Source organism: Enterobacter sp. V87_3, from assembly GCF_029967835.1.
GTDB classification, from domain to species: domain Bacteria; phylum Pseudomonadota; class Gammaproteobacteria; order Enterobacterales; family Enterobacteriaceae; genus Enterobacter; species Enterobacter cancerogenus.
This window is the reverse complement of the sequence record NZ_JASCAM010000010.1, coordinates 230,914-255,075: the sequence shown is the minus strand read 5'-3', so window position 1 is coordinate 255,075 and position 24,162 is coordinate 230,914. Positions and strand designations below refer to the sequence as shown.

Annotated in this window: 21 protein-coding genes; 20 read left to right on the top strand and 1 reads right to left on the bottom strand. The window is 43.8% G+C overall.

Annotated elements, in window-relative coordinates:
* Nucleotides 1-3 precede the first annotated feature (3 nt).
* From wcaM to ugd, 19 genes are all read left to right on the top strand, one after another.
* Entirely contained in the window at nucleotides 4-1,395 is a 1,392-nt protein-coding gene (gene wcaM, locus QLG21_RS01950) for a colanic acid biosynthesis protein WcaM (RefSeq protein ID WP_282483790.1), read from the top strand.
* Nucleotides 1,396-1,570: 175 nt separating this feature from the next.
* Entirely contained in the window at nucleotides 1,571-2,467 is an 897-nt protein-coding gene (galF, locus tag QLG21_RS01945; RefSeq protein WP_236347900.1) for a GalU regulator GalF, read from the top strand.
* Between the two features lie 351 nt (nucleotides 2,468-2,818).
* The gene (gene rfbB, locus QLG21_RS01940) at nucleotides 2,819-3,904 is read left to right on the top strand and encodes a dTDP-glucose 4,6-dehydratase (protein ID WP_137849333.1); all 1,086 of its coding nucleotides are present in this window, start codon (nucleotides 2,819-2,821) and stop codon (nucleotides 3,902-3,904) included.
* The gene (gene rfbD / locus QLG21_RS01935; protein ID WP_282483789.1) at nucleotides 3,904-4,803 is read left to right on the top strand and encodes a dTDP-4-dehydrorhamnose reductase; all 900 of its coding nucleotides are present in this window, start codon (nucleotides 3,904-3,906) and stop codon (nucleotides 4,801-4,803) included. The genes rfbB and rfbD overlap by 1 nt, the downstream gene beginning before the upstream one ends.
* 51 nt (nucleotides 4,804-4,854) lie before the next feature.
* Nucleotides 4,855-5,733, top strand: coding sequence for a glucose-1-phosphate thymidylyltransferase RfbA (rfbA, locus tag QLG21_RS01930; protein WP_137849331.1), 879 nt, complete (start codon nucleotides 4,855-4,857; stop codon nucleotides 5,731-5,733).
* A 2-nt stretch (nucleotides 5,734-5,735) separates the two neighbouring features.
* A complete protein-coding gene (gene rfbC, locus QLG21_RS01925) occupies nucleotides 5,736-6,284 on the top strand; it encodes a dTDP-4-dehydrorhamnose 3,5-epimerase (RefSeq protein WP_137849330.1) in 549 nt (182 codons plus the stop codon).
* A 47-nt stretch (nucleotides 6,285-6,331) separates the two neighbouring features.
* Nucleotides 6,332-7,330: a UDP-N-acetylglucosamine 4,6-dehydratase (inverting) gene (gene pseB, locus QLG21_RS01920; protein WP_137849329.1), complete on the top strand. Its 999-nt coding sequence runs from the start codon at nucleotides 6,332-6,334 to the stop codon at nucleotides 7,328-7,330.
* Nucleotides 7,330-8,481: a UDP-4-amino-4,6-dideoxy-N-acetyl-beta-L-altrosamine transaminase gene (gene pseC / locus QLG21_RS01915; protein ID WP_137849328.1), complete on the top strand. Its 1,152-nt coding sequence runs from the start codon at nucleotides 7,330-7,332 to the stop codon at nucleotides 8,479-8,481. The genes pseB and pseC overlap by 1 nt, the downstream gene beginning before the upstream one ends.
* Nucleotides 8,482-9,192 (top strand): pseudaminic acid cytidylyltransferase, encoded by a 711-nt coding sequence (gene pseF / locus QLG21_RS01910; protein WP_137849327.1) that lies wholly within the window; start codon nucleotides 8,482-8,484, stop codon nucleotides 9,190-9,192.
* Entirely contained in the window at nucleotides 9,170-10,702 is a 1,533-nt protein-coding gene (gene pseG, locus QLG21_RS01905; RefSeq protein ID WP_282483788.1) for a UDP-2,4-diacetamido-2,4,6-trideoxy-beta-L-altropyranose hydrolase, read from the top strand. Before pseF ends, pseG begins: the two co-directional genes overlap by 23 nt.
* Entirely contained in the window at nucleotides 10,702-11,751 is a 1,050-nt protein-coding gene (pseI, locus tag QLG21_RS01900; RefSeq protein ID WP_137849325.1) for a pseudaminic acid synthase, read from the top strand. The genes pseG and pseI overlap by 1 nt, the downstream gene beginning before the upstream one ends.
* 19 nt (nucleotides 11,752-11,770) lie before the next feature.
* Entirely contained in the window at nucleotides 11,771-12,928 is a 1,158-nt protein-coding gene (locus QLG21_RS01895; protein ID WP_137849324.1) for a hypothetical protein, read from the top strand.
* Nucleotides 12,925-14,331: a DUF6418 domain-containing protein gene (locus QLG21_RS01890; RefSeq protein WP_137849323.1), complete on the top strand. Its 1,407-nt coding sequence runs from the start codon at nucleotides 12,925-12,927 to the stop codon at nucleotides 14,329-14,331. The genes QLG21_RS01895 and QLG21_RS01890 overlap by 4 nt, the downstream gene beginning before the upstream one ends.
* Nucleotides 14,276-15,388 carry a glycoside hydrolase family 99-like domain-containing protein gene (locus QLG21_RS01885; protein WP_282483787.1) on the top strand — a complete coding sequence of 371 codons (1,113 nt, stop codon included), beginning with the start codon at nucleotides 14,276-14,278 and terminating at the stop codon, nucleotides 15,386-15,388. The genes QLG21_RS01890 and QLG21_RS01885 overlap by 56 nt, the downstream gene beginning before the upstream one ends.
* A 38-nt stretch (nucleotides 15,389-15,426) precedes the next feature.
* On the top strand, nucleotides 15,427-16,614 hold the full coding sequence (locus QLG21_RS01880) for a hypothetical protein (RefSeq protein ID WP_282483786.1): 1,188 nt from the start codon (nucleotides 15,427-15,429) through the stop codon (nucleotides 16,612-16,614).
* Complete coding sequence (locus QLG21_RS01875; protein WP_137849320.1) at nucleotides 16,607-17,548, top strand: glycosyltransferase family 2 protein; 942 nt, start codon at nucleotides 16,607-16,609, stop codon at nucleotides 17,546-17,548. The genes QLG21_RS01880 and QLG21_RS01875 overlap by 8 nt, the downstream gene beginning before the upstream one ends.
* 62 nt (nucleotides 17,549-17,610) lie before the next feature.
* Nucleotides 17,611-18,981: an undecaprenyl-phosphate galactose phosphotransferase WbaP gene (gene wbaP, locus QLG21_RS01870; RefSeq protein ID WP_282483875.1), complete on the top strand. Its 1,371-nt coding sequence runs from the start codon at nucleotides 17,611-17,613 to the stop codon at nucleotides 18,979-18,981.
* A gap of 150 nt (nucleotides 18,982-19,131) precedes the next feature.
* The gene (gene gndA, locus QLG21_RS01865) at nucleotides 19,132-20,538 is read left to right on the top strand and encodes an NADP-dependent phosphogluconate dehydrogenase (RefSeq protein WP_282483785.1); all 1,407 of its coding nucleotides are present in this window, start codon (nucleotides 19,132-19,134) and stop codon (nucleotides 20,536-20,538) included.
* Between the two features lie 227 nt (nucleotides 20,539-20,765).
* A complete protein-coding gene (ugd, locus tag QLG21_RS01860; RefSeq protein ID WP_137849318.1) occupies nucleotides 20,766-21,932 on the top strand; it encodes a UDP-glucose 6-dehydrogenase in 1,167 nt (388 codons plus the stop codon).
* Between the two features lie 52 nt (nucleotides 21,933-21,984).
* Here the strand turns inward: ugd and QLG21_RS01855 are convergent, their stop codons facing one another.
* Nucleotides 21,985-22,989 (bottom strand): NAD-dependent epimerase, encoded by a 1,005-nt coding sequence (locus tag QLG21_RS01855; protein ID WP_137849317.1) that lies wholly within the window; start codon nucleotides 22,987-22,989, stop codon nucleotides 21,985-21,987.
* Between the two features lie 190 nt (nucleotides 22,990-23,179).
* On the opposite strand from QLG21_RS01855, the gene wzzB reads away from it, so the two are divergent.
* On the top strand, nucleotides 23,180-24,160 hold the full coding sequence (gene wzzB, locus QLG21_RS01850; RefSeq protein ID WP_137849316.1) for an LPS O-antigen chain length determinant protein WzzB: 981 nt from the start codon (nucleotides 23,180-23,182) through the stop codon (nucleotides 24,158-24,160).
* Nucleotides 24,161-24,162 lie beyond the last annotated feature (2 nt).

The window sequence follows — 24,162 nt, the reverse complement described above, 5'->3', positions numbered from 1 at the left end:
TGTATGCTGAAAAAGATTACCCGACGCCGCTTTGTTTCATCTTTATCGCTTCTGGCCGCTGCGCCGCTGCTCTCGTCCCGACCGGCGCGGGCAGCAGGCGGGTCGACGGTCAGTATCGATCGCTACAATCATAACGACTGGATTGCGGCCTTTAAGCAGGCATTTAGCGAAGCCGACACCGTTGTGGTGCCCGCCGGGCTCACCTGCGAAAACATCAATACCGGCATTTTTATTCCGGACGGTAAAACGCTGCTCGTTCGCGGCGCGCTGAAAGGTAACGGACGCGGGCGGTTTGTCCTCCAGGAAGGCTGTAAAGTTATCGGTGAGGGAAAAGGGCGCACCCACAACATCACCCTGGACGTTCGCGGGTCCGACTGCGTGATTAAGGGCCTGGCGATGAGCGGCTTCGGGCCGGTCACGCAGATTTATATTGGCGGAAAGAAACCGCGCGTGATGCGCAATCTGCTGATTGATGGCCTCAGCGTGAGCCAGGCCAATTACGCCATTTTGCGCCAGGGGTTTCATAACCAGGTTGACGGCGCGCGGATTATCAATTGTCAATTCAGCCATTTGCAGGGTGATGCAATCGAGTGGAACGTGGCGATTAACGACCGCAATATCCTGATTTCCGACCACGTGATTGACACGATCAACTGCACCAACGGCAAGACGAACTGGGGTATCGGCATTGGCCTTGCCGGGAGCACCTATGACAATGACTACCCTGAAAAGCAAACGGTGAAGAACTTCGTTGTCGCCAATATTACGGGCAGCAACTGTCGGCAATTAGTCCACGTCGAAAACGGCAAACACTTCATTATCCGTAATGTAAAAGCCACCAATATCACACCGGATTTCAGTAAGAAGGCGGGGATTGATAATGCCACGGTAGCTATTTATGGCTGTGATAATTTCATCATTGATAATATCGATATGGTCAATAGTGCCGGAATGTTAATCGGGTACGGGGTGATCAAGGGGGATTATTTGTCGATCCCGCAGAACTTCAAGCTTAACGATATTCGCCTGGATAATCGCCAGCTTACGTATAAACTGCGCGGAATACAGATTTCATCGGGTAATGCAACCTCCTTTGTTGCCATCACTAACCTCAACCTCAAGCGTGCTACACTTGAACTGCACAACAAGCCTCAGCATCTCTTCCTGCGCAATATCAACGTCATGCAGGAGGCAGCCACTGGCCCGGCGCTGAAGATGAATTTTGACCTGCGCAAAGATGTGCGCGGGAAGTTCATGGCCAAAGATGAGACCTTGCTCTCGCTGGCGAACATCAAGGCCGTGAATGAAAAAGGGCAGAGCTCGGTGGATATTGATCGGGTCGACCAACAAACGGTGAATACAGAACGGCTGAATTTTGCGCTGCCTCACAGATAAGCACATTTGGCAATTTTACGACTATTCCTGGTAGATAAGCGTTTACTATTCAGATTACAACTACTGTAATTTGTGGTGCGGTGGCGTAACATTCTATGAGATTTACGGCAAATCATACTGGCGAAAACAGGTTTAAAAGCTATAATTCGTCAACCATTTTAAGGTGGAAGGTATAATGATTAATTTGAAAGCAGTCATTCCGGTAGCGGGTCTGGGCATGCATATGCTGCCAGCCACAAAGGCAATTCCAAAAGAGATGCTGCCGATTGTCGACAAGCCGATGATTCAGTACATCGTCGACGAGATTGTGGCTGCAGGGATCAAAGAAATCGTCCTGGTCACGCATTCCTCCAAGAATGCCGTTGAAAACCACTTCGACACCTCCTACGAACTCGAAGCGTTGCTTGAGCAGCGCGTCAAACGCCAACTGCTGGCCGAAGTGCAGTCTATCTGTCCTCCTGGCGTAACCATCATGAACGTGCGTCAGGCACAGCCGCTGGGTCTGGGCCACTCGATTCTGTGCGCACGCCCGGTGGTGGGTGATAATCCATTTATTGTTGTGCTGCCCGATATCATCATTGACAATGCCTCTGCCGATCCGCTGCGTTACAATCTGGCGGCGATGGTTGCACGCTTCAATGAAACGGGTCGCAGCCAGGTTCTGGCGAAACGCATGAAAGGCGATCTGTCCGAGTACTCTGTTATCCAGACAAAAGAAGCGCTGGAGACGGAAGGGCAGGTGAGCCGCATCGTCGAGTTCATTGAGAAGCCGGATCAGCCGCAGACGCTGGATTCCGACCTGATGGCAGTAGGCCGCTATGTGCTGAATGCAGATATCTGGGCCGAGCTGGAAAAAACCGAGCCGGGTGCTTGGGACCGTATCCAGCTGACCGATGCGATTGCTGAGCTGGCGAAGAAGCAGTCAGTTGATGCCATGCTGATGACGGGCGACAGCTATGACTGCGGTAAGAAAATGGGGTATATGCAGGCGTTTGTGAAGTATGGCCTGCGTAACCTGAAGGAAGGTCAGAAGTTCAGAACCCGGATTGAGAAGTTGCTGGCTAACGACTAAGTTCTCACCACGCTTTGAATAAGCGGCAGTCCGCATTTTGGTTGTTGTTACATAACCAGAATGAGGGTTGCCGTTTTTTGTTATTAACTCCTGTAATAACATGGAGTTATCTGATTGTGTTTTGCTCTGATTTGTAACGATTTGTGCTTGTTTCTGATGCCATTTAGGACGACAATTAACGCCAGTTTCGGTCTGTAAACAGACCATCACATTTCATTTCATGAAGCATTGCTCAGTGCACTGGTAGCTGTTAAGCCAGGGGCGGTAGCGTGCTTATTTGTTGACTCAGTGATATTTACTGAGCGCCTACACATCAATATCTCGCCATATCCAACAGACGGAATAGTTAACGTGAAAATTCTTGTTACGGGCGGGGCCGGTTTTATCGGCTCAGCCGTTGTACGACATATTATTAATAATACCCAGGATGAAGTCGTCAACGTGGATAAATTGACGTATGCCGGTAACCTGGAATCGCTTTCTGACGTTAGCGGTCATGCTCGTTACGCATTTGAACACGCTGATATTTGCGACAAAACGGCGATGGATCGCATTTTTGCCGAACATAAACCGGATGCGGTGATGCATCTGGCAGCAGAAAGCCATGTTGATCGCTCAATCACTGGCCCTGCAGCGTTTGTTGAAACGAATATCGTCGGCACTTATGTGCTGCTGGAGGCGGCTCGCGCTTACTGGTCAAAACTAGATGAAGAAGCCAAAAACGCGTTTCGTTTCCACCATATTTCAACCGATGAAGTCTACGGTGATTTACCGCACCCGGACGAACATCCGTCATCAGCCGAGCTGCCGTTGTTCACCGAAACCACAGCCTATGCGCCAAGCAGCCCATATTCTGCGTCTAAAGCCTCAAGCGATCATCTCGTGCGCGCATGGCTACGTACCTACGGTTTCCCGACAATAGTCACTAACTGCTCAAATAACTATGGTCCTTACCACTTCCCGGAGAAGCTGATCCCGCTGGTGATCCTGAACGCGTTAGACGGTAAAGCGTTACCAATCTATGGCAAAGGCGATCAGATCCGTGACTGGCTCTATGTGGAAGACCACGCGCGTGCGTTATATACCGTTGTCACTCGGGGTAAACCGGGCGAAACGTACAATATTGGTGGCCATAACGAAAAGCAAAACCTGGATGTCGTACATACCATTTGCGATCTGCTGGATGAAATCGTGCCGAAAGAAGGGTCCTATCGCGACCAGATCACCTATGTTGCAGACCGCCCAGGCCATGACCGCCGCTATGCAATTGATGCGCATAAAATCAGCGTTGAGCTAGGCTGGAAACCTGAAGAGACATTTGAAAGCGGTATTCGTAAGACCGTGAAATGGTATCTGGATAATCAGGAATGGGTCAACAACGTAAAAAGCGGTGCCTATAAAACCTGGATCGAACAGAATTATGGAGAGCGTCAATAATGAATATTCTTCTGTTCGGGAAAACAGGGCAGGTGGGCTGGGAACTCCAGCGCGCACTGGCACCGCTGGGCGATTTGATAGCGCTCGATGTGCATTCAATCGATTACTGTGGCGATTTCAGCAATCCAGAGGGGATTGCTGAAACAGTGCGCGCGATTAAGCCTGACGTCATCGTCAACGCAGCGGCGCATACAGCAGTGGATAAAGCCGAATCTGAACAGGAATTCGCGCAGCTGCTCAACGCAACCAGCGTCGAGGCTATTGCCAAAGAAGCGGCAAAAATTGGTGCATGGGTGATCCATTATTCGACGGATTATGTCTTTCCTGGAGATGGCGAAACGCCATGGCGTGAAACGGATGCGACAGCACCTCTTAATGTGTACGGCCAGACCAAGCTTGATGGCGAAAAAGCGCTACAGGAACATTGCATTAAGCACCTGATTTTCCGTACAAGTTGGGTATATGCGGGCAAAGGTAATAACTTTGCAAAAACCATGCTTCGCCTGGCAAAAGAGCGGAAAGAGCTCTCGGTGATCAATGATCAAGTGGGTGCACCAACGGGTGCCGAATTACTGGCAGACTGCACCGCGCATGCTATTCGCGTGGCGTTGGTCAAGCCGGAAGTGGCGGGACTCTATCATCTGGTTGCCTCTGATACCACTACATGGTACGACTATGCGGCACTGGTGTTCGATGAAGCGAGAAAGGCCGGAATTGAACTGGCAATTGAAAAACTTAATGCCGTTCCAACAACTGCGTATCCTACGCCTGCGCGTCGTCCGCAGAATTCGCGCTTGAACACTGAAAAATTCCAGAAAAACTTTGGTCTGGTGTTGCCTGGCTGGGATGTTGGCGTGAAGCGTATGCTCGCTGAACTGTTTACCGCTCAATCAATTTAATCAATATAAAATGCCCGAGCGCGGGCATTGCGTATTTAAAGAGAATGTATAATGACTACGCGTAAAGGTATTATTCTTGCTGGGGGATCCGGCACCCGTCTGTATCCTGTGACCATGGCGGTGAGTAAACAGCTGCTGCCTATCTACGATAAACCGATGATTTACTATCCGCTGTCGACACTCATGCTGGCAGGGATTAAAGATATCCTGATCATTAGTACTCCGCAGGATACGCCGCGCTTTGAACAACTGCTGGGCGACGGTAGTCAGTGGGGCTTAAATCTGCAATACAAAGTGCAGCCAAGCCCGGACGGACTGGCTCAGGCATTTATCATCGGTGAAGAGTTTATTGGTGAAGACAGCTGCGCATTGGTGCTGGGCGATAACATTTTTTACGGTCATGACCTGCCTAAGCAACTTGAAGATGCGCTGAATAAAGGTGATGGTGCAACGGTATTCGCTTATCACGTTAACGACCCTGAACGTTATGGTGTCGTGGAATTTGATAAGAATGGTACGGCTATCAGTCTGGAGGAGAAGCCGCTGGAGCCTAAGAGTAATTATGCCGTTACGGGTCTCTATTTCTACGGTAACGATGTTGTCCAGATGGCTAAGAATCTTAAGCCGTCTGCACGCGGTGAGCTAGAAATCACTGACATTAACCGTATTTATCTTGAGCAGGGTCGTCTGTCTGTTGCCATGATGGGGCGTGGTTATGCATGGCTAGATACTGGAACGCATCAGAGTTTAATTGAAGCGAGTAATTTTATCGCGACAATCGAAGAGCGCCAAGGCCTGAAAGTTGCTTGCCCAGAAGAGATTGCTTATCGCAAAGGTTTTATCACAGCTGAACAGGTAAAAAAATTGGCAGAGCCGCTAACAAAGAATGCCTATGGCCAGTATTTGCTTAGAATTGTTAAAGGTTACTAACAGTGAACATAATTAAAACGAGTATTCCTGATGTGTTGATTTTCGAGCCAAAGGTTTTTGGCGATGAGCGTGGCTTTTTTATGGAAAGCTTCAATCAACAGGTCTTTGAATCCGCCGTTGGGCGTGAGGTTAAGTTTGTACAAGACAACCATTCTAAATCATCCAAAGGTGTTTTACGCGGTTTGCACTATCAACTCAGTCCCCATGCTCAGGGAAAACTAGTTCGATGTGTCACTGGCGAAGTTTATGATGTCGCAGTTGATATTCGTAAGAGTTCTGCAACATTTGGGAAATGGGTTGGAGTCCACTTATCTGAACAAAACAAGCGCCAATTATGGATACCTGAAGGCTTTGCGCATGGTTTTCTTGTTCTAAGCGAAACCGCCGAATTTTTATATAAGACAACGAACTACTATGCTCCTGAATTTGATCGTGGTATTAGATGGAATGATTCCACACTAGGTATTGATTGGCCAGGCGAGGGTGATTTCAATCTTTCTTCTAAAGATCAAGTTCAACCTCTGTGGAATGATGTAGAATTTTTTGCGTAATTTTATTGTTGGCAAGTCGCCTAACAAATTTGAATAGAGTAAATATCATGTTTAATGACAAAGTAATTCTTGTTACTGGTGGTACAGGTTCTTTTGGCAATAAATTTGTTCGTATGACGCTTGAAAAATATAATCCGAAAAAGATTATTATTTATTCTCGTGATGAAATGAAGCAATGGGAAATGGCTAAACATTTCAAAGATGAAAGCCGTATTCGCTTCTTCATTGGGGATGTGCGCGATAAAGATCGCCTGTACCGTGCGCTGGATGGCGTTGATTTTGTGGTACACGCGGCCGCAACTAAAATCGTGCCAACAGCAGAATACAACCCTTTCGAATGTGTAAAAACCAATATCAATGGTGCAATGAACGTTATCGATGCCTGTATCGACAAAGGTATTGAGCGCGTTGTTGCACTATCTACTGACAAAGCTAGCAGCCCTGCGAACCTTTATGGTGCGACAAAACTGGCCTCCGACAAGCTTTTTGTCGCCGGTAACTCTTATTCTGGTGCCACCAAAACCCGCTTTGCCGTGGTACGCTATGGCAATGTGATGGGTTCTCGTGGTTCTGTTATCCCATTCTTCCTGTCCATCAAAGACAAGGGCGAACTGCCAATCACCGATGACCGCATGACCCGCTTTATGATCACCCTTGAGCAGGGCGTTGAGCTGGTATGGCATGCCTTTAACGACATGGAAGGCGGCGAGATCTACGTTAAGAAAATCCCTTCAATGAAGGTAACGGATGTCGCAACAGCCGTTGCGCCAGATGCTGCTCAGAAAGTGATTGGTATTCGTCCTGGTGAGAAATTGCATGAACAGATGATCAGTGCAGAAGATGCGCATTATACCTATGAGTATCCAGAACACTTTAAAATCCTTCCTGCCATCCATAACTGGTGCGACTCTCCAGAACGTATTAAAGATGGCAAGCGCGTTCCAGAAGGCTTCGTTTACGAGAGTGATAGCAATGCAGAATGGATGAGCATTGAAGAGCTTCGTCAATGGATTGATGATAATCGCGATAAAGTAGGCAATATCTAATGAAATTTATCCCCTACGGAAGGCAGGATATCTCTGATGAAGATATCAATGCAGTAGTGAGCGTACTGAAGTCTGATTTCTTGACTCAGGGGCCATGTGTTCCACAGTTTGAGCAGGCAATCGCTGATTATGTCGGCGTTAAACATGCAGTGGCGGTTAACAGCGCGACTTCTGCACTTCATATTGCATGCCTGGCGCTGGGGCTGAAAAAAGGCGACTGGCTTTGGACTTCGCCTAACACCTTCGTGGCTTCGGCAAACTGTGCGCTCTATTGCGATGCAAATGTAAGCTTTGTTGATATCGACCCACAGACTTACAACATGAGCGTTACCGCGCTGAAAACCAAACTCATTGCTGCGAAAGCTGAAGGCACATTGCCTAAAATTGTTGTACCGGTAGCGTTTGCTGGACAGTCATGCGATATGGAAGCGATCCATCAGCTTTCGAAAGAGTATGGTTTTGCTATTATAGAAGATGCGTCCCATGCCATCGGCGGCAACTACCAGAGTGCCAAAATTGGCAACTCTCGTTTTGCTGATATCACCATTCTGAGTTTCCACCCAGTTAAGATCATCACCACGGCGGAAGGCGGAATGGCGCTGACGAATAATGATTCGCTGGCTGAAAGTATGCAGCTTTTCCGCAGTCATGGCATTACGCGTGACGAAGATAAAATGACCAAAGCGTCAGAAGGTGGTTGGTACTACCAGCAGGTTGATCTTGGTTTGAACTACCGCATGACTGAACTGCAGGCAGCACTGGGTGTGACCCAACTTAAGCGTATCGACGGTTTTGTGGCGCGTCGCCATGAACTCGCAAAACGTTATCATACTGCGTTTGATGGCATTCCCGTGTCGACACCTCTGCAATCAGAGAGTTGTTACAGTGCATTGCATCTTTACCCGTTAACGGTAAACGATCCTGCCATGCGCAAGCCATTGTTTGATTACATGCGTGACAAAGGTATCGGTGTTAACGTTCATTATATCCCCGTTCACACTCAACCGTATTATGAGCAATTAGGGCATAAAGCAGGAGATTACCCGGTCGCGGAGGACTATTACGCGCGTGCGATTAGCATCCCTATGTACTCCACGTTAACTGATGAAGAGCAGGAGTACGTCATCCAGTGCATTCGGGAGTTCTTTTAAATGAATGTGGCAATCATTCCTGCGCGTGGTGGCAGTAAGCGTATTCCACGCAAAAACATTAAAGAATTTTGTGGGAAACCAATGATTGCCTGGTCCATTGAAGCCGCTCAAAAGAGCGGCGTCTTTGACCGAGTCATTGTATCAACTGATGATAAAGAGATAGCGGAAGTTGCGCATGAATATGGTGCAGAAGTGCCATTTATTCGTCCAGAAGAGCTTTCGAATGATTTTGCTGGTACCATTCCTGTTATTCGCCATGCCACTGAATGGCTCATAAGCAGCGGTTATGAGGTAGATTTTGTATGCTGTATCTACGCTACTGCGCCCTTTATTCGTGCTGAGGATATTGTTCGCGGGCTAGTAACCCTCGGTGAACAACAAGGCGATTACGCATTTACCGTTACCAGATTCCCTTATCCTATCCAACGGGCACTGAAAGTCAGCAACGAACAGCGTATAAGTATGTTCTCACCAGAAATGTTCAATGTTCGTTCTCAAGATCTTGAAGAGTCCTGGCACGATGCAGGTCAATTTTACTGGGGAACATCATTTGCATGGTTGAATGAAAAGCCGATTTTTAGCGCAGACTCTTATTCGATCGAACTTCCGCGTGAACGAGTCCAGGATATTGATACACCTGAAGACTGGCGTGTAGCAGAGTGGTTGTTTAAAACCATGGAGTTTAAAAATGAACGTGTATCTGCGGGCTGACTCATCTCTTTCGATAGGCTCAGGGCATATAATCCGATGCCTGAACTTGGCGAAGGCACTAAAAAAAGCAGGCGCGCAGTGCACATTCGTATCTAAAAACCATCACGGAAATATTTTAGAAAAAATCATACAGGAAAAATTTCCTTTAAAAGTAATTACCGCATTAGACAAACCTGACGTTTATGTTCGGGATGAAAAATCATGGCTCGATGGTAACCAGTGCGATGATGCTGAGCAGTTTGTTAGTTTAGTAGCAGAGAATTGCCGTTCTCCGAATATTATCGTCGTAGACCATTATTCGCTTGATCGAGAATGGGAAGCGATTGTAAAAGCACGGTTTCCTGAAGCTTATTTAGTAATTATAGATGATCTGTGCAATCGGCCACATTGCGGTGATTTAATTATTGATCAAACATATCAGCGTAACGCAAGAGATTATGTAAAATTCAATGAAAATAATGGCAAGGTTTTGGCTGGTACCAATTTTGCTTTAATTAGCCCTATATTCTCGCAGTTAAGAGATCAATCAATTTCCAGAAAAGCTGGCATTAAAAAGCCCAAAAAACTTATGCTAACAATGGGCGGTGTCGATGCACAAAACATTGCGGGGAAAATGCTGGAATGTTTAGAACATCTCGATTTTGAAAACATTGAAAAAATATCTGTCATTTTAGGTGCTGCTTGTCCGCATGGCGAAGAGATCGCTATGCTTGCCAGTAAATCAAAATACTGTGTTGAAGTCCTATTCAATGTTTCTAATATGGCTGAATTAATGTTAGAACATGACTTTGCTATAGGCGCATTAGGGGGGACTACATGGGAACGCTGCGTAATGGGGTTGCCAGCAGTGAATGTTGTTATTGCGGATAATCAAAGAACTATAGCCAATAATTTGGCAGAGGCAGGGGCAATTATAATGAATGCTGAAAAATTCAACGCCTCTGATCTCGGCACAGCCTTAACACATTTGGTCTCTCATTATCATGTACAGCGACTCCTTGCTATGAATATATGTGATGGTCAAGGTCTTTTCAGGGTTACTCAGGAAATGATACTTATTCCGGCAAAAGATGGAATCAATGTATTTCTTCGTCAAGCGACATGTGATGATATTGACTTTGTATATCAGCTTCAATGTGAACCAAAGACACGGCAGTTTGCGCGCAACCCTGAGATTCCTGAATATGAAAAGCACGTTAAATGGATGCAGCGTAAGTTAGCGGCTAGTGATTCTTTCTTTTACATCATTGAACACATTGCAGCATGTGGCGTCATTCGATTGGATCCTGTTGAACATGTCGAGGCTAGATATGAACTATCTATCTTTTTAACCTCAGCAAGTCATGGCAAAGGCATTGCGAGAGCAGCTATCAAGCGAACATTAATGCTGCATAATGATATTTCGATCCTGGCTACCGTTTTGCCAGAGAATAATGCATCACATCAGTTATTTGAGCGTCTTGGTTTTTTTAAAATGTCTCCCAGCGAATATATTAGCGAGAAAAAATAATGAACGAGTTTATTACAATTGATGGTCGTCGAATTGGAAAGGACTATCCTCCTTATATTATAGCTGAACTATCAGCGAACCATAATGGTGATATCGACCGCGCCTTCAAAATTATGGAAGAAGCGAAAACTGCGGGTGCTAATGCAATCAAATTGCAAACTTACCGTGCAGATACCATTACTATTGATTGTGATACAGAAGATTTTCAGATTCATGGCGGATTATGGAATGGACAGACGCTTTTCAATTTATATAAAGGAGCACAAATGCCATGGGAATGGCACAAGCCTTTATTTGAAAAAGCAAAAGAGCTTGGGATTACTATTTTTAGCAGCCCATTCGATTTTACAGCAGTCGATCTGCTTGAAGAGTTAGGCGCACCGGCATATAAAATTGCTTCTTTCGAGGCTATAGATTTACCATTAATCAAATATGTTGCCAAAACTGGTAAGCCAATGATTATCTCAACCGGTATGGCTGATGAGCAGGAGATTCAGGAAGCGATTAATGCCGCACGCGAAGGCGGGTGTAAGGAACTTGTCGTTTTACATTGTGTTAGCGGCTATCCGGCACCAGCTGAAGACTACAACCTTGCAACGATTCCAGATATGGCTGAACGTTTCGGTGTAATTACTGGATTGTCGGATCATACAATTGATAACACAACGGCAATAGCATCGGTTGTGCTTGGTGCAAATGTGATTGAAAAACACGTTACATTGGATCGCAATGGCGGTGGGCCAGATGATAGTTTTTCACTTGAACCTGCAGAGCTGTTTGCATTATGTCGTGATGCAAAAACGGCCTGGCAGGCTTTAGGCAGTGTAAACTATGCACGGAAAGAGAGTGAAAAAGGAAATGTAAAGTTCCGGCGTTCACTTTATGTTGTTAAAGACATTAAAGCCGGGGACGTCTTCACCCCAGATAATATAAAGAGTATCCGACCTGGCTTTGGTGTCCCGCCGAAGCACTACGAAGAATTTATTGGAAAAACTTCACTCTGCGATATTAAAATGGGTGAACCGCTTAAGTTTGCATATATTAGATAGCTGAGAAGGGAGTTTAAGATTGAACACCGATGATGTTTATGAGTATGTTGAAAAAAGAAATAATAAAGATGTAAATTTCAAAAGCAATATTGCTCAGCTATATAAAAATAATGCAAAATGGATTGTCCCCTTTTATGATGTTTTAGTAAAGTCCATTTTTTTTTGGCTCATACCTAAAGGTAACAAAAAATATTTTTTCTTAGGAACTCGCTTTGCTAATTTGATTACAGCATTGCCAAAAAATGAAATTTGCATCATCGGTGGTCCCAAACAGTTACTTTTTTGTCTTAAAAATAACATTAGCTATCTTCCAAACGGAACCTTCTGGAATGTTTTAAGTATTGGTTTTGAAAGAGATATTCATGCGCAACTAACAATGCTTTCATCAAAAATGAAGCACAATTTTATGAAAGTAATCGACCGCTCAGCGCAGCCACTAATTATTGTCGAAAACGACTCCCTACCACTTCAGAGGGTATTTTGTAACATTGCTAGCGCGGTTAACATCAAAACAGTATGTATACAACATGGATTATTTCAATCTAAAACTGACGCTGAAACAATTGATGGTTGGATATGCGATTACTTCGTTTGTTATGATAATAATCAGAAAAATGTAGTTACCGGGTTAGGTCTTGATTCAACCAAAGTCGTTATAGGTGGTTTTTATGAGCCTATAAAAAAAATAACTAACATTGAGTACTCTAACCCAATAAGAGTTTGCTTTCTTGGTCAACCGTGGTTCAAATATGGGGAAAAATACAAACAAAAATATTTGGCTATTATAGAACTGCTATCATCACAGTTAAGCAAGGATGCTATACTTTATAATTTCAAGGCCCATCCTTGGGAAACAGATGCTCCATATCTTCAAAATATGAAAAATATTTATCATGGAAATATGGAAGATGCAATTAGAGATCATGATGTATTTCTATCGCTCACCTCAACTGCGTTACTTGAAGTAACTATGTCAGGCAAGGTTAGTATTCAAATATATGATCCACAATTTAATTGTGATAATTTTGAAATGCTCGGCTATGCATATACTATTCAAAGCGAGGATCTCGAAAAATTATTACTTCCAACAATCAATAATCCGCCATTTAGTTTAGAAATGCCAGGTTTTGATAATTTAGTGTACCAGATTGAAGAGCTTTCAAAGGTGAATATGTGAAATCATCTCTTGGAATAAATTTATATCCGATTGCAACATTATTTATTTCTCTTACGGCGGTTATTGCAGTTTCCATTTTTCCAGAGTTATATCTAATTTCAGGATTCTTTAGCGTCTTATTGTTTATTTTGTTTTGCAAGCATCTGTATCAGAAGCAACAATATTTTTTCTTTTTGCTTATGCCATTTATATTTCCACATTTCACAGCAATAGTTTCGAATATATCGCTTGAAACGGGAGCGTTTATAGAGGAGTTACAAGTTACCTCATATGCAACGGGAGGGGTAACCAGATTAGTTTTTTATTTATTATCCTTTTTTGTTATTGGGATGTTTTCATTTGGTATTATAAACAAATATAGAATAAATCGTTTTAGTTTTACGCTGAAAGGTGATTATTTTCTTTTGGAAAAACAATTAATTTTACTTTTTTCAATGTCAATATTCGCAGTACTCACGGTGAGTGCTTTGCTTTGGGGAAGTCCCTTACTTAAAGGAGTGCAGCGATTTGACTATTGGGCATTACATCCATATCCAGGCATTAGAAATTTTTTATACCAAGGCTACTTACTTTCTTTCATTTTAGGTGTTTATATAACAAGGTTAAAATTAAATGGAAGAAATAATTACAAATCCTATATATTGGTCGTGGCACTTTTTTGTGTTTTCAATGTTATTTATGGTGAAAAATTCACCGGCGTTTTTTTAACTTTAATGTATTTCTTTGTCGGGTTGTTTGGGGCCTTAGTGATTTATAAAAAAGTAAAAATCATTAATACCAAAACAGTTCTGTTTTTATTATTGCTGATGTTGATTTTGTATGGCTTGATATATTATCAATACAAATATATACATCAGTTGCCTGGGAGTATATTCTCATTCATTGAAAGTCGTGTGCTCAATTTACAAGGTGAAGTATGGTGGGCGATAGATGAACTTAATCCATCCGGGAATGGTATTGCTTATTTGTACACCTATAACCAAAATTGCAAATTAACGGGAGGGCTGTACTCATTAATGTACCAAATAGCTCCTGTAAGCCTCGTTGACTCTTATTGTGAGCGAGGCATTACGTTTACAATGGGTTACCCTGCAATATTAATTTCCTCTGTGGGTTATATTAGTGGATACTTTTTGAATTTAATGTTCGCGGTTTTAATTGGTGTAACATTATTTTTAATAAAGAAATCAATTGAATATCCCAATATCATTTCGCTTTTCTTATCAGCGAAAGTATTATTAATAGAAACCCATGCATTCAACATGGGAAACATTTACAATGTCGTCGATATCAAATTCTTCATATATTTCTTGTTATTATTAATATTTTCTGAACTAAGGTTGAAAAATGCACAAGTTAGTAGCCATGTATTTACCTCAATTCCATCCAGTAAAACGGAATAATGAATGGTGGGGGGAAGGGTTTACTGAGTGGCGTAATGTTGTCAAGGCAAGACCTCGTTTCAAAGGTCATCATCAACCGCAGCTTCCGGCAGATTTGGGGTATTACGATTTACGTCTTGCTGCTACAAGAAATAAACAAGCCGAAATGGCAAGAGAATATGGTATCCATGGTTTCTGCTACTATCATTATTGGTTTAATGGGGAGCTGTTGTTAGAGCAACCAGTTGAAGATATGTTAACTACTGGTGCGCCTGATTTTCCATTCTGCTTATGTTGGGCGAATGAAAACTGGACTCGCGCCTGGGATGGGATGGAGCGAGAAGTTTTGATTAAACAAGATTACACTGATGCTGATGCATCAGCCCATATGAAATATCTTGCGCCATACTTTTTAGATCGTCGTCATATTTTGGTCGAAGGAAAACCTGTTTTCTTAATTTACCGTGTTGATAATATCCCTGAGCCAAAAAACTATATCGAACGCCTTAGAAAATATGCGAGAGAAAATGGCGTAGCAGAACTGCACCTTGTTGCTGTTAAAAATGGATTTGTTGAACTGAACGATGAAGCAATTCTCTCCCTTGGTTTCGATGCGATTATGGATTTCCAGCCAAATCGTAATGATTTTCCAAAGGAAAATAAGTCTTCATCTCAGTTTATTGTTGATACCGCCCGTAAAATTCTACCAACAACAATTTACCAAGCGCTGAAAGGTAGTGTTTCGGCCGTTAACCGTATTGATTATAAGCAACTTGTTGCAGAGAAAGTGGCGCAAGAATGGCCAGTAAATTACGTTAAATACCCTGCGGTGTTTCCATCATGGGATAATACTGCTCGAAGAAAAACCCCGACTGTCATCCAAAATAATGATCCAGAAGACTTCCGGAAGTGGCTTGATTATGCGATTAAGTCCACATCTGCCTACGATCATGATAAACAATTTATCTTTATTAACGCCTGGAACGAATGGGCTGAAGGATGTCATCTTGAACCGGATGAAGTCATGGGTAAATCTTTCCTCGAAGTCACTCGTTCTGTTATTCTTGCTAAAAATTAATTGTGAAACTTTATAATTTACTCATTCGCGGAGCAACTTTGGCAAGTCGCTTCGTTTTGGTAATTTTTATTGCTAAGTTCCTCTCAACAGAGGAACTTGGTGCGTATTCATTATTTTCTGCTTCGATTACGTACGCACTTTTTTTTGTAGGTATGGATTTTTATACCTTTTCCTCCCGAGAAATATTGTCAGTTGATAAACCATTGTGGTATGGAATTATAAAAAATCAATACATTTTCTATTTTATTTTCTACCTCATTGCTTTTCCATTGATATATAGTTTCTTTTATTTAGGTTTTCTTCCAAAACAATTTATTATTTGGTTTTATCTGATCCTTATTGCCGAGCATTTAGCGCAAGAATCAATGCGATTACTTGTAGTTTTGAATAGGGCCTTTTTGGCAAATGTGGCTCTTTTTATCCGCTCGGGAGTTTGGGTTTACGCTGCAGTATTAGTAATGTTCCTTAATACTGATAAGCGGGAGATAAATGTAATACTAATATTGTGGCTTTTGGGTTCCTGTGTATCGATTTTGCTGGTAGTACCTGAGCTTCTCCGTTTGCGCAAAATTACTGCCGAGGATACTAGCGTTGATTTTGCCTGGATGCGGAAAGGGGTAAAGATCGCTGCCCCCTTACTTATAGGCACACTTGCCCTCCGCTCCATTTATTTGGTTGATAGATATTCTCTAAGTTATTTTAGTAATTTATCAATAGTAGGCATCTATTCTTTTTATTCAAGCTTTGCTAGTGCATTACTTGCTTTTGTTGATGCTGTAGTAGTAATGCAAATATATCCTAAAATAGTAAGTTCAGTGAAAAATAAAGATTTTGAAGGATTGGCTCATTTTAGAAAAAAATTTATAAGAGCTGTTTCTTTTTTAAGTTTAACGCTAGTGGTTGTTTTACCTGTTGGAGTATATGCACTGTTATTATGGATGAAAAAAACCGAATATATTGAATACATGCCATTACTGGCTGCGCTGATGTTAAGTAGCATTATTTATAGTTATGCCTTACTACCTCACTATGAATTATATGCATATAATGAAGATAAAAAAATAATTATATCATCAGTATTTGCTGCATTGGTGGGCGTAATTACTATGCCAATAGGTGCGTATTTCTTTGGTGTATACGGTGTAGCTATTGGGCAAGTCTTAGCTGTAATGTTTCTGTATATTTATAAAATACTACTTTTAAAAAAGAGAAAGCTATATGCATAAAAATCTCTGTGTAGTGATTCCAACTTGCAATGGCGGTAAAGTATGGGAGGAGGCAGCATTCCAGCTCTCGCATCTTAAAAGCCAGTCAGTATCCGTTGTGACAATTGATTCGGAATCCACTGATGCAACAAGAATCATATCCGAGAAATATGGTTTCATTATACTGGATGTCAAGCGTTCGGAATTTAATCATGGTGGAACGAGAAATATAGCCGCTCGTTATTGTATTGAAAAACTTGATGCGGAAATTATTGTGTTTTTAACGCAAGATGCGATCTTGCAATCACCAAAGGACGCGATTGAAATAATTCTGGAAAAATTTTTTGACAATCCTAAGCTTTCTGCACTATACGGAAAGCAATTGCCACATGATGATGCTAATTATATTGCAAAGCATGCTCGCTATTATAATTATAAAGATAAACCATATATAGCATCTTCAAAAAACTATAAGGAAATGGGTTTGAAAGCTGTTTTCTTATCGAATTCTTTCTCAGCATATAATTCAAAAATTTTTGTTCTGCTTGGCGGTTTTCCTGAAAACACTATTCTATGTGAGGATATGTATTACGCCGCGAAATCTATCCAGAACAATTACTCGATTGGATATTGTCCTGAGATTGTTGCCAAACACTCTCATAATTATACACCATTAGATGAATTCAAAAGATATTTTGATATTGGGGTGTTTCATACTTGTGAAAATTGGATTGGCAACACTTTTGGAGGTGCTGGCGGTGAGGGGAAAAAATTCCTTTTGTCAGAGTTCTTATTTTTAATGAAGCATAATCCTTTTTACATAATCCCAGCTGAAATTAATAATTTCATGAAAATAATTGGTTATAAACTTGGGAAGAATTATCAGAAATTATCACTTTCGAAACGCAAAGCTTTTAGCATGCACAAAGCTTATTGGAAATCGGAGATTAAGTGAACAGGAACATAGCGTCATTACGCACTTTCTTCTACTCAAAGTGCACTGTAGCCTTGGTTGATTTGATAACTTTAATATTACCTTTCTTCTTGGCATTAGGGTTACTTGATCTTTTTACAGGAAATTTGCCTCGTTTCATACCACAAAGTGAGTTTGATGACCGTGTAATTACCCATATTTCACTGTCTGTAATTTGTGTTAGCTGGTTTTGGATAAGATTAAGGCATTACTCGTATAGAAAACCGTTTTGGTTTGAATTGAAAGAGTTATTACGCACGTTGGTTATCTTTGCTGTAATTGAACTTTCAGTCATTGCTTTTTCTAAGTGGCAATCATCACGTTATCTTTGGGTTTTAACCTGGATGTTCGCGATGATGATGGTACCTGTTGGTCGCGCTTTGTCACGGAGAATACTTGATCGTCTCGGTTGCTGGAAAAAAACCACCGTCATTATCGGTTCAGGGAAAAATGCATTTGAGGCATGCCTGGCTCTTCGTAGCGAAGAAAGCATGGGATTCGATGTAAGGTATATGTTTGATGTTTCTGCCAGATATAATGATCAACTACAAAATATAACTTATATCAATGATGAATCATGGCTGCTTAGTTCTTTCAGCGGTAAAGTTGTTCAGTTCGTTATCGCGGTTGAATCTCATGAATCTGATGTGAGAGATTATTGGCTTAAAACTTTATCGAAGCATGGTTTTCGACATGTATCTGTTATCCCTACCACGCGAGGGTTGCCGTTATATGGAACTGATATGGCATTTTTATTCAGTCATGAAGTCATGATTTTCCGTGTAAATAACAATCTGGCAAAAAGGACATCGCGCTTCGTTAAGCGAACATTCGATATAATATGTTCTTTCTTAATAATACTCGTAAGTTCGCCATTATTGATCTATCTATACTATAAGGTTACGCGAGATGGTGGTCCAGCAATATATGGGCATATGCGTGTAGGTCGTCATGGAAAATTATTTCCCTGTTACAAATTCCGTTCAATGGTGCTGAACTCTCAGGAAGTATTAGAAGAATTACTAGCATCAGATTCCTCAGCGCGTGAAGAATGGAATCGTGATTTTAAATTGAAAAATGATCCGCGAATCACTTCTGTAGGTAAGTTTATACGTAAGACTAGTCTGGACGAGTTGCCACAACTTTTCAATGTCTTGAAAGGACAAATGAGTTTGGTTGGCCCACGTCCAATTATATCTGAAGAGTTGGCTCGTTATGATGATAATGTTGATTATTATTTAATGGCAAAACCGGGCATGACAGGTTTATGGCAGGTGAGCGGTCGAAATGATGTTGATTACGATACGCGTGTCTACTTTGATTCCTGGTATGTTAAAAATTGGTCGCTATGGAATGACATTGCTATTCTATTCAAAACTGTGAAAGTTGTCCTTCATCGTGACGGCGCATATTAATGCACCAATAACCGATTTTTGAACGTATAAAGTTCATTCTACAGAAGACATCTATTGCTACCTTTAGGTCGCTGACCTGGGTTAACATGTTCTTCACTTTACCCGCCGACTCTGTTACGGCGGGGTATTCACACCTGACAGGAGTATGTAATGTCCAAGCAACAGATCGGCGTTGTCGGTATGGCAGTGATGGGGCGCAACCTGGCGCTCAACATCGAAAGCCGTGGTTATACCGTATCCGTTTTCAACCGCTCCCGTGAAAAAACCGAAGAAGTGATTGCCGAGAACCCAGGCAAGAAACTGGTTCCATTCTATACGGTTAAAGAGTTTGTTGAGTCTCTCGAAACGCCACGTCGTATCCTGTTAATGGTGAAAGCGGGCGCGGGTACCGATGCTGCTATCGATTCACTGAAACCGTATCTGGATAAAGGCGACATCATTATTGATGGCGGCAATACTTTCTACCATGACACTATCCGTCGTAACCGTGAATTGTCAGCAGAAGGTTTTAACTTCATCGGTACCGGTGTGTCCGGTGGTGAAGAAGGTGCCCTGAAAGGCCCATCTATCATGCCTGGCGGTCAGAAAGAAGCGTATGAGCTGGTCGCACCAATCCTGACTAAAATTGCTGCTGTTGCTGAAGACGGCGAGCCGTGTGTAACCTATATCGGTGCTGATGGTGCTGGTCATTATGTGAAGATGGTTCACAATGGCATCGAATACGGTGACATGCAACTGATCGCTGAAGCGTACTCTCTGCTGAAAGGCGGCCTGAATCTCTCTAATGAAGAGCTGGCTGAAACCTTTACTGAGTGGAATAAAGGCGAACTGAACAGCTACCTGATCGACATCACCAAAGATATCTTCACTAAGAAAGATGAAGAAGGTAAATACCTGGTTGATGTGATTCTGGATGAAGCTGCTAACAAAGGTACTGGTAAGTGGACCAGCCAGAGCTCGCTGGATCTGGGCGAGCCGCTGTCCCTGATCACCGAGTCCGTCTTCGCGCGTTATATCTCTTCTTTGAAAGAGCAGCGCGTTGCAGCATCTAAAGTGCTGTCTGGCCCGCAGGCGAAACCCGCCGGTGATAAAGCCGAGTTCGTTGAGAAAGTCCGTCGTGCGTTGTATCTCGGTAAAATCGTCTCTTATGCACAGGGCTTCTCGCAGCTGCGCGCCGCTTCTGACGAAAACAATTGGGATCTTAACTACGGCGAAATCGCGAAGATCTTCCGCGCTGGCTGCATCATTCGCGCCCAGTTCCTGCAGAAAATCACCGATGCCTATTCTGAAAATGCGGGGATCGCGAACCTGCTGTTGGCGCCGTACTTCAAGAAAATTGCCGACGAATACCAGCAGGCGCTGCGTGACGTGGTTGCTTATGCCGTGCAGAACGGCATTCCGGTTCCAACCTTCTCTGCCGCTGTAGCATATTACGATAGCTATCGTGCAGCCGTACTGCCTGCGAACCTGATTCAGGCGCAGCGCGACTATTTCGGCGCGCACACCTATAAGCGCACTGATAAAGAAGGTGTGTTCCACACCGAATGGCTGGATTAATTTAATCTACTCGATGCCATCAGAACCCGGAGAAAAGCTCCGGGTTTTTTTTGCTCTAAAAATGTTGATTGTTATTCGAAGTAGTCTGAATGTCGCCCCGTTAACAGGCAATACTCCTGCTTCGCCTTGACAGTTCTGTCGGCCTGGAGGTACAAAGCCCAACAGTTATGTTTATCGCGATGGTCATTTGACCATCAGTACAGTTAACTTACGGAAGTCATTAGCGAATGAAAATAACAATCTCCGGTACAGGCTATGTTGGTTTATCGAACGGTATTCTGATTGCGCAGAACCACGAAGTGGTAGCGCTTGATATCGTCCAGTCTAAAGTGGACATGCTTAATCAGAAGAAGTCCCCGATTGTTGATACAGAGATTCAGGACTACCTGGCGAATAAACCGCTGAACTTCCGCGCCACCACGGACAAAGAGGATGCCTACCGCGACGCGGATTATGTTATCATCGCGACGCCAACGGATTACGATCCTAAAACGAACTATTTCAACACCTCTACCGTTGAAGCCGTTATCAAAGATGTCATCTCAATCAACCCTAATGCCGTGATGATCATCAAGTCGACCATTCCTGTCGGCTTTACCAAATCTATCAAAGAAGAGTTGGGTATTGATAATGTCTTCTTCTCGCCAGAGTTCCTGCGTGAGGGCAGGGCGTTATACGATAACCTGCACCCCTCCCGTATCGTGATTGGTGAGCGCTCTGAGCGTGCGGAGCGTTTTGCTGCGCTGCTCCAGGAAGGCGCAATTAAAAAGGATATCCCGGTTCTGTTTACGGACTCCACCGAAGCAGAAGCGATTAAGCTGTTCGCGAATACCTATCTGGCTATGCGCGTAGCGTACTTCAACGAGTTAGACAGCTATGCAGAGAGCCTGGGCCTGAACACGCGCCAGATTATCGAAGGCGTGTGCCTTGACCCGCGCATCGGCAACCACTACAACAACCCGTCGTTTGGCTATGGTGGCTACTGCTTGCCAAAAGATACCAAGCAACTGCTGGCTAACTATCAGGCGGTGCCGAACAACCTGATCTCTGCCATCGTTGATGCTAACCGCACGCGTAAAGACTTCATCTCCGATTCGATCCTGGCGCGTCAGCCGAAGACGGTGGGTGTCTATCGTCTGATTATGAAGAGCGGCTCCGATAACTTCCGCGCGTCTTCCATTCAGGGGATCATGAAGCGTATTAAGGCTAAAGGCGTTCAGGTTATTATCTATGAACCTGCGATGCAGGAAGATGAGTTCTTCCACTCACGCGTGATTCGCGATCTGGATGCCTTTAAGAAAGAAGCGGATGTAATTATCTCAAACCGTATGGCGGAAGAGTTGGCGGATGTAGAGGATAAGGTTTATACCCGCGATCTGTTCGGAAGCGACTGAGTTTTACTCTGTTGCCCATAAAAAACCCGGCTATTACGCCGGGTTTTCTGTTTTAAACCTGATAGAAATTTCGGTACCAGTCGACAAAGTGCTTCACCCCATCTTTCACTGAAGTCTGTGGTTTAAAACCAATCACCTCATACAGCGCCTGAGTATCGGCGCTGGTTTCCAGCACGTCACCCGGCTGGATCGGCATCATATTTTTCTCGGCCTCTTTCCCTAGCGCATCTTCCAGCGCGGTAATGTAATCCATGAGTTCAACAGGAGAGCTGTTGCCGATGTTATAGACGCGATACGGTGCAGAGCTGGTTGCTGGCGAACCGCTCTCAACGGTCCATTGCGCATTGGCTTGAGGGATAACGTCCTGCAGGCGGATGATGGCTTCGGCGATATCATCGATATAGGTGAAGTCTCGTTTCATCTTGCCGTAGTTGTAAACATCGATCGGCTTACCTTCGATCATCGCTTTGGTGAACTTGAACAGCGCCATGTCCGGACGCCCCCACGGGCCGTACACAGTAAAGAAGCGCAGGCCGGTCGTTGGCAGGTTGTACAGATGAGAATAGGTATGCGACATCAGCTCATTGGCCTTTTTAGTTGCCGCGTAAAGCGAAACAGGGTGATCCACTGAATCGTCCGTTGAGAAAGGCATCTTACGGTTGAGCCCATAAACGGAGCTGGAAGAGGCATAAAGCAGGTGTTGAACCTTATTGTGTCGACAGCCTTCCAGCACGTTGAGATGACCCACCAGGTTGGCATCCGCATAAGCATGTGGGTTATCCAGCGAGTAGCGAACCCCTGCCTGAGCGGCCAGGTGGAGCACACGGTCAAACTTTTCATCGGCGAAGAGCGCAGCCATGCCTTCACGGTCGGCTAAATCCAGTTTATGGAAAGAGAAATTGTCGGATTTGAGCAGATCCAGACGCGCCAGCTTAAGGTTGGGGTCATAGTAGTCATTCAGGTTATCAATACCTACGACCTGATGGCCAGCATCCAGAAGTCGCTTGCTGACATGCGAACCGATAAAACCTGCTGCGCCCGTTACCAAAAATTTCATATCTTTCCTCGTTAACGCTTCGTTCTTGTTGGTGCACAGGGCACCAGATTGTGACTATGATAACGCGTTGCTGATAAGTTACATAACGCATCTTTACGATATAACTCATCGAATTCCTATAGAAAAATCCGCAGTAACAGATAAACTACGTAAACATAATTTTTTTGCCCTTTTATCTGTTAGGGATTGTATGACGCAAAACAACAATAGCCTGGTCACGCGCAGTACGGACCCGGAGCAAATTGATTTACTTGATTTAGTGCTGCAACTTTGGCGCGGAAAGTGGGTAATCGGGGCATTCATCGCTGTTTTTATCGTTTTAGCTGGCGTATATATCACGGTCGCAAAAGAGAAATGGACCTCATCCGCCATCATTGCCCAGCCTGATGCGGCACAAATCGCCACGTACACTAATGCGTTGAATATTCTTTACGGCGGCGCAGCGCCGTCAATGCTCGATATTCAGACTCGCGCGATCGGTCGTTTCAACTCCTCCTTCTCCGCGTTATCTCAGGCGCTTGAAAATCAGGACCAACCTGAAAAATTGACCATCGAGCCTACGGTAAAAGGACAAACGCTGCCTTTGACGGTAAGCTATGAGGCTGAATCTGCGGAAGCCGCACAAAAGCAGCTTGCCCAGTATATTCAGCAGGTTGACGAGCAGACCGCAAAAGAGCTGACCGTTGACCTTAAAGACAACATCAAGCAGCAGATCACCACCCTGAAAGACTCTCTGGAAAACCAGGAGAAGGTTTCTCAGGAGCAGAAAGATCTGCGCATCAAACAGATTACTGAGGCGCTTAAAAACGCTGAAGCGGCGAAAATTACCACCCCGCAAATTCAGCAAACTCAGGATGTTACTCAGGAAACGATGTTCCTGCTGGGCAGCGAAGCGCTGAAATCCATGATTGATAACGAAGCCTCGCGTCCGCTGGTCTTCTCTGGTGCTTACTACCAGACCAAACAGAACTTGCTGGATATCCAGAACCTCAATGTGAATCCAGACAGCATTCACGTTTATCGCTACGTTATGAAGCCTAACCTGCCCGTCCGTCGCGATAGCCCGAAAAAAGCCATCACCCTGATCCTCGCCGTACTGCTTGGCGGGATTATCGGTTCAGCAGTAGTACTGGGCCGCAACGCGCTGCGAAACTACAAACCAAAAGCCTGATT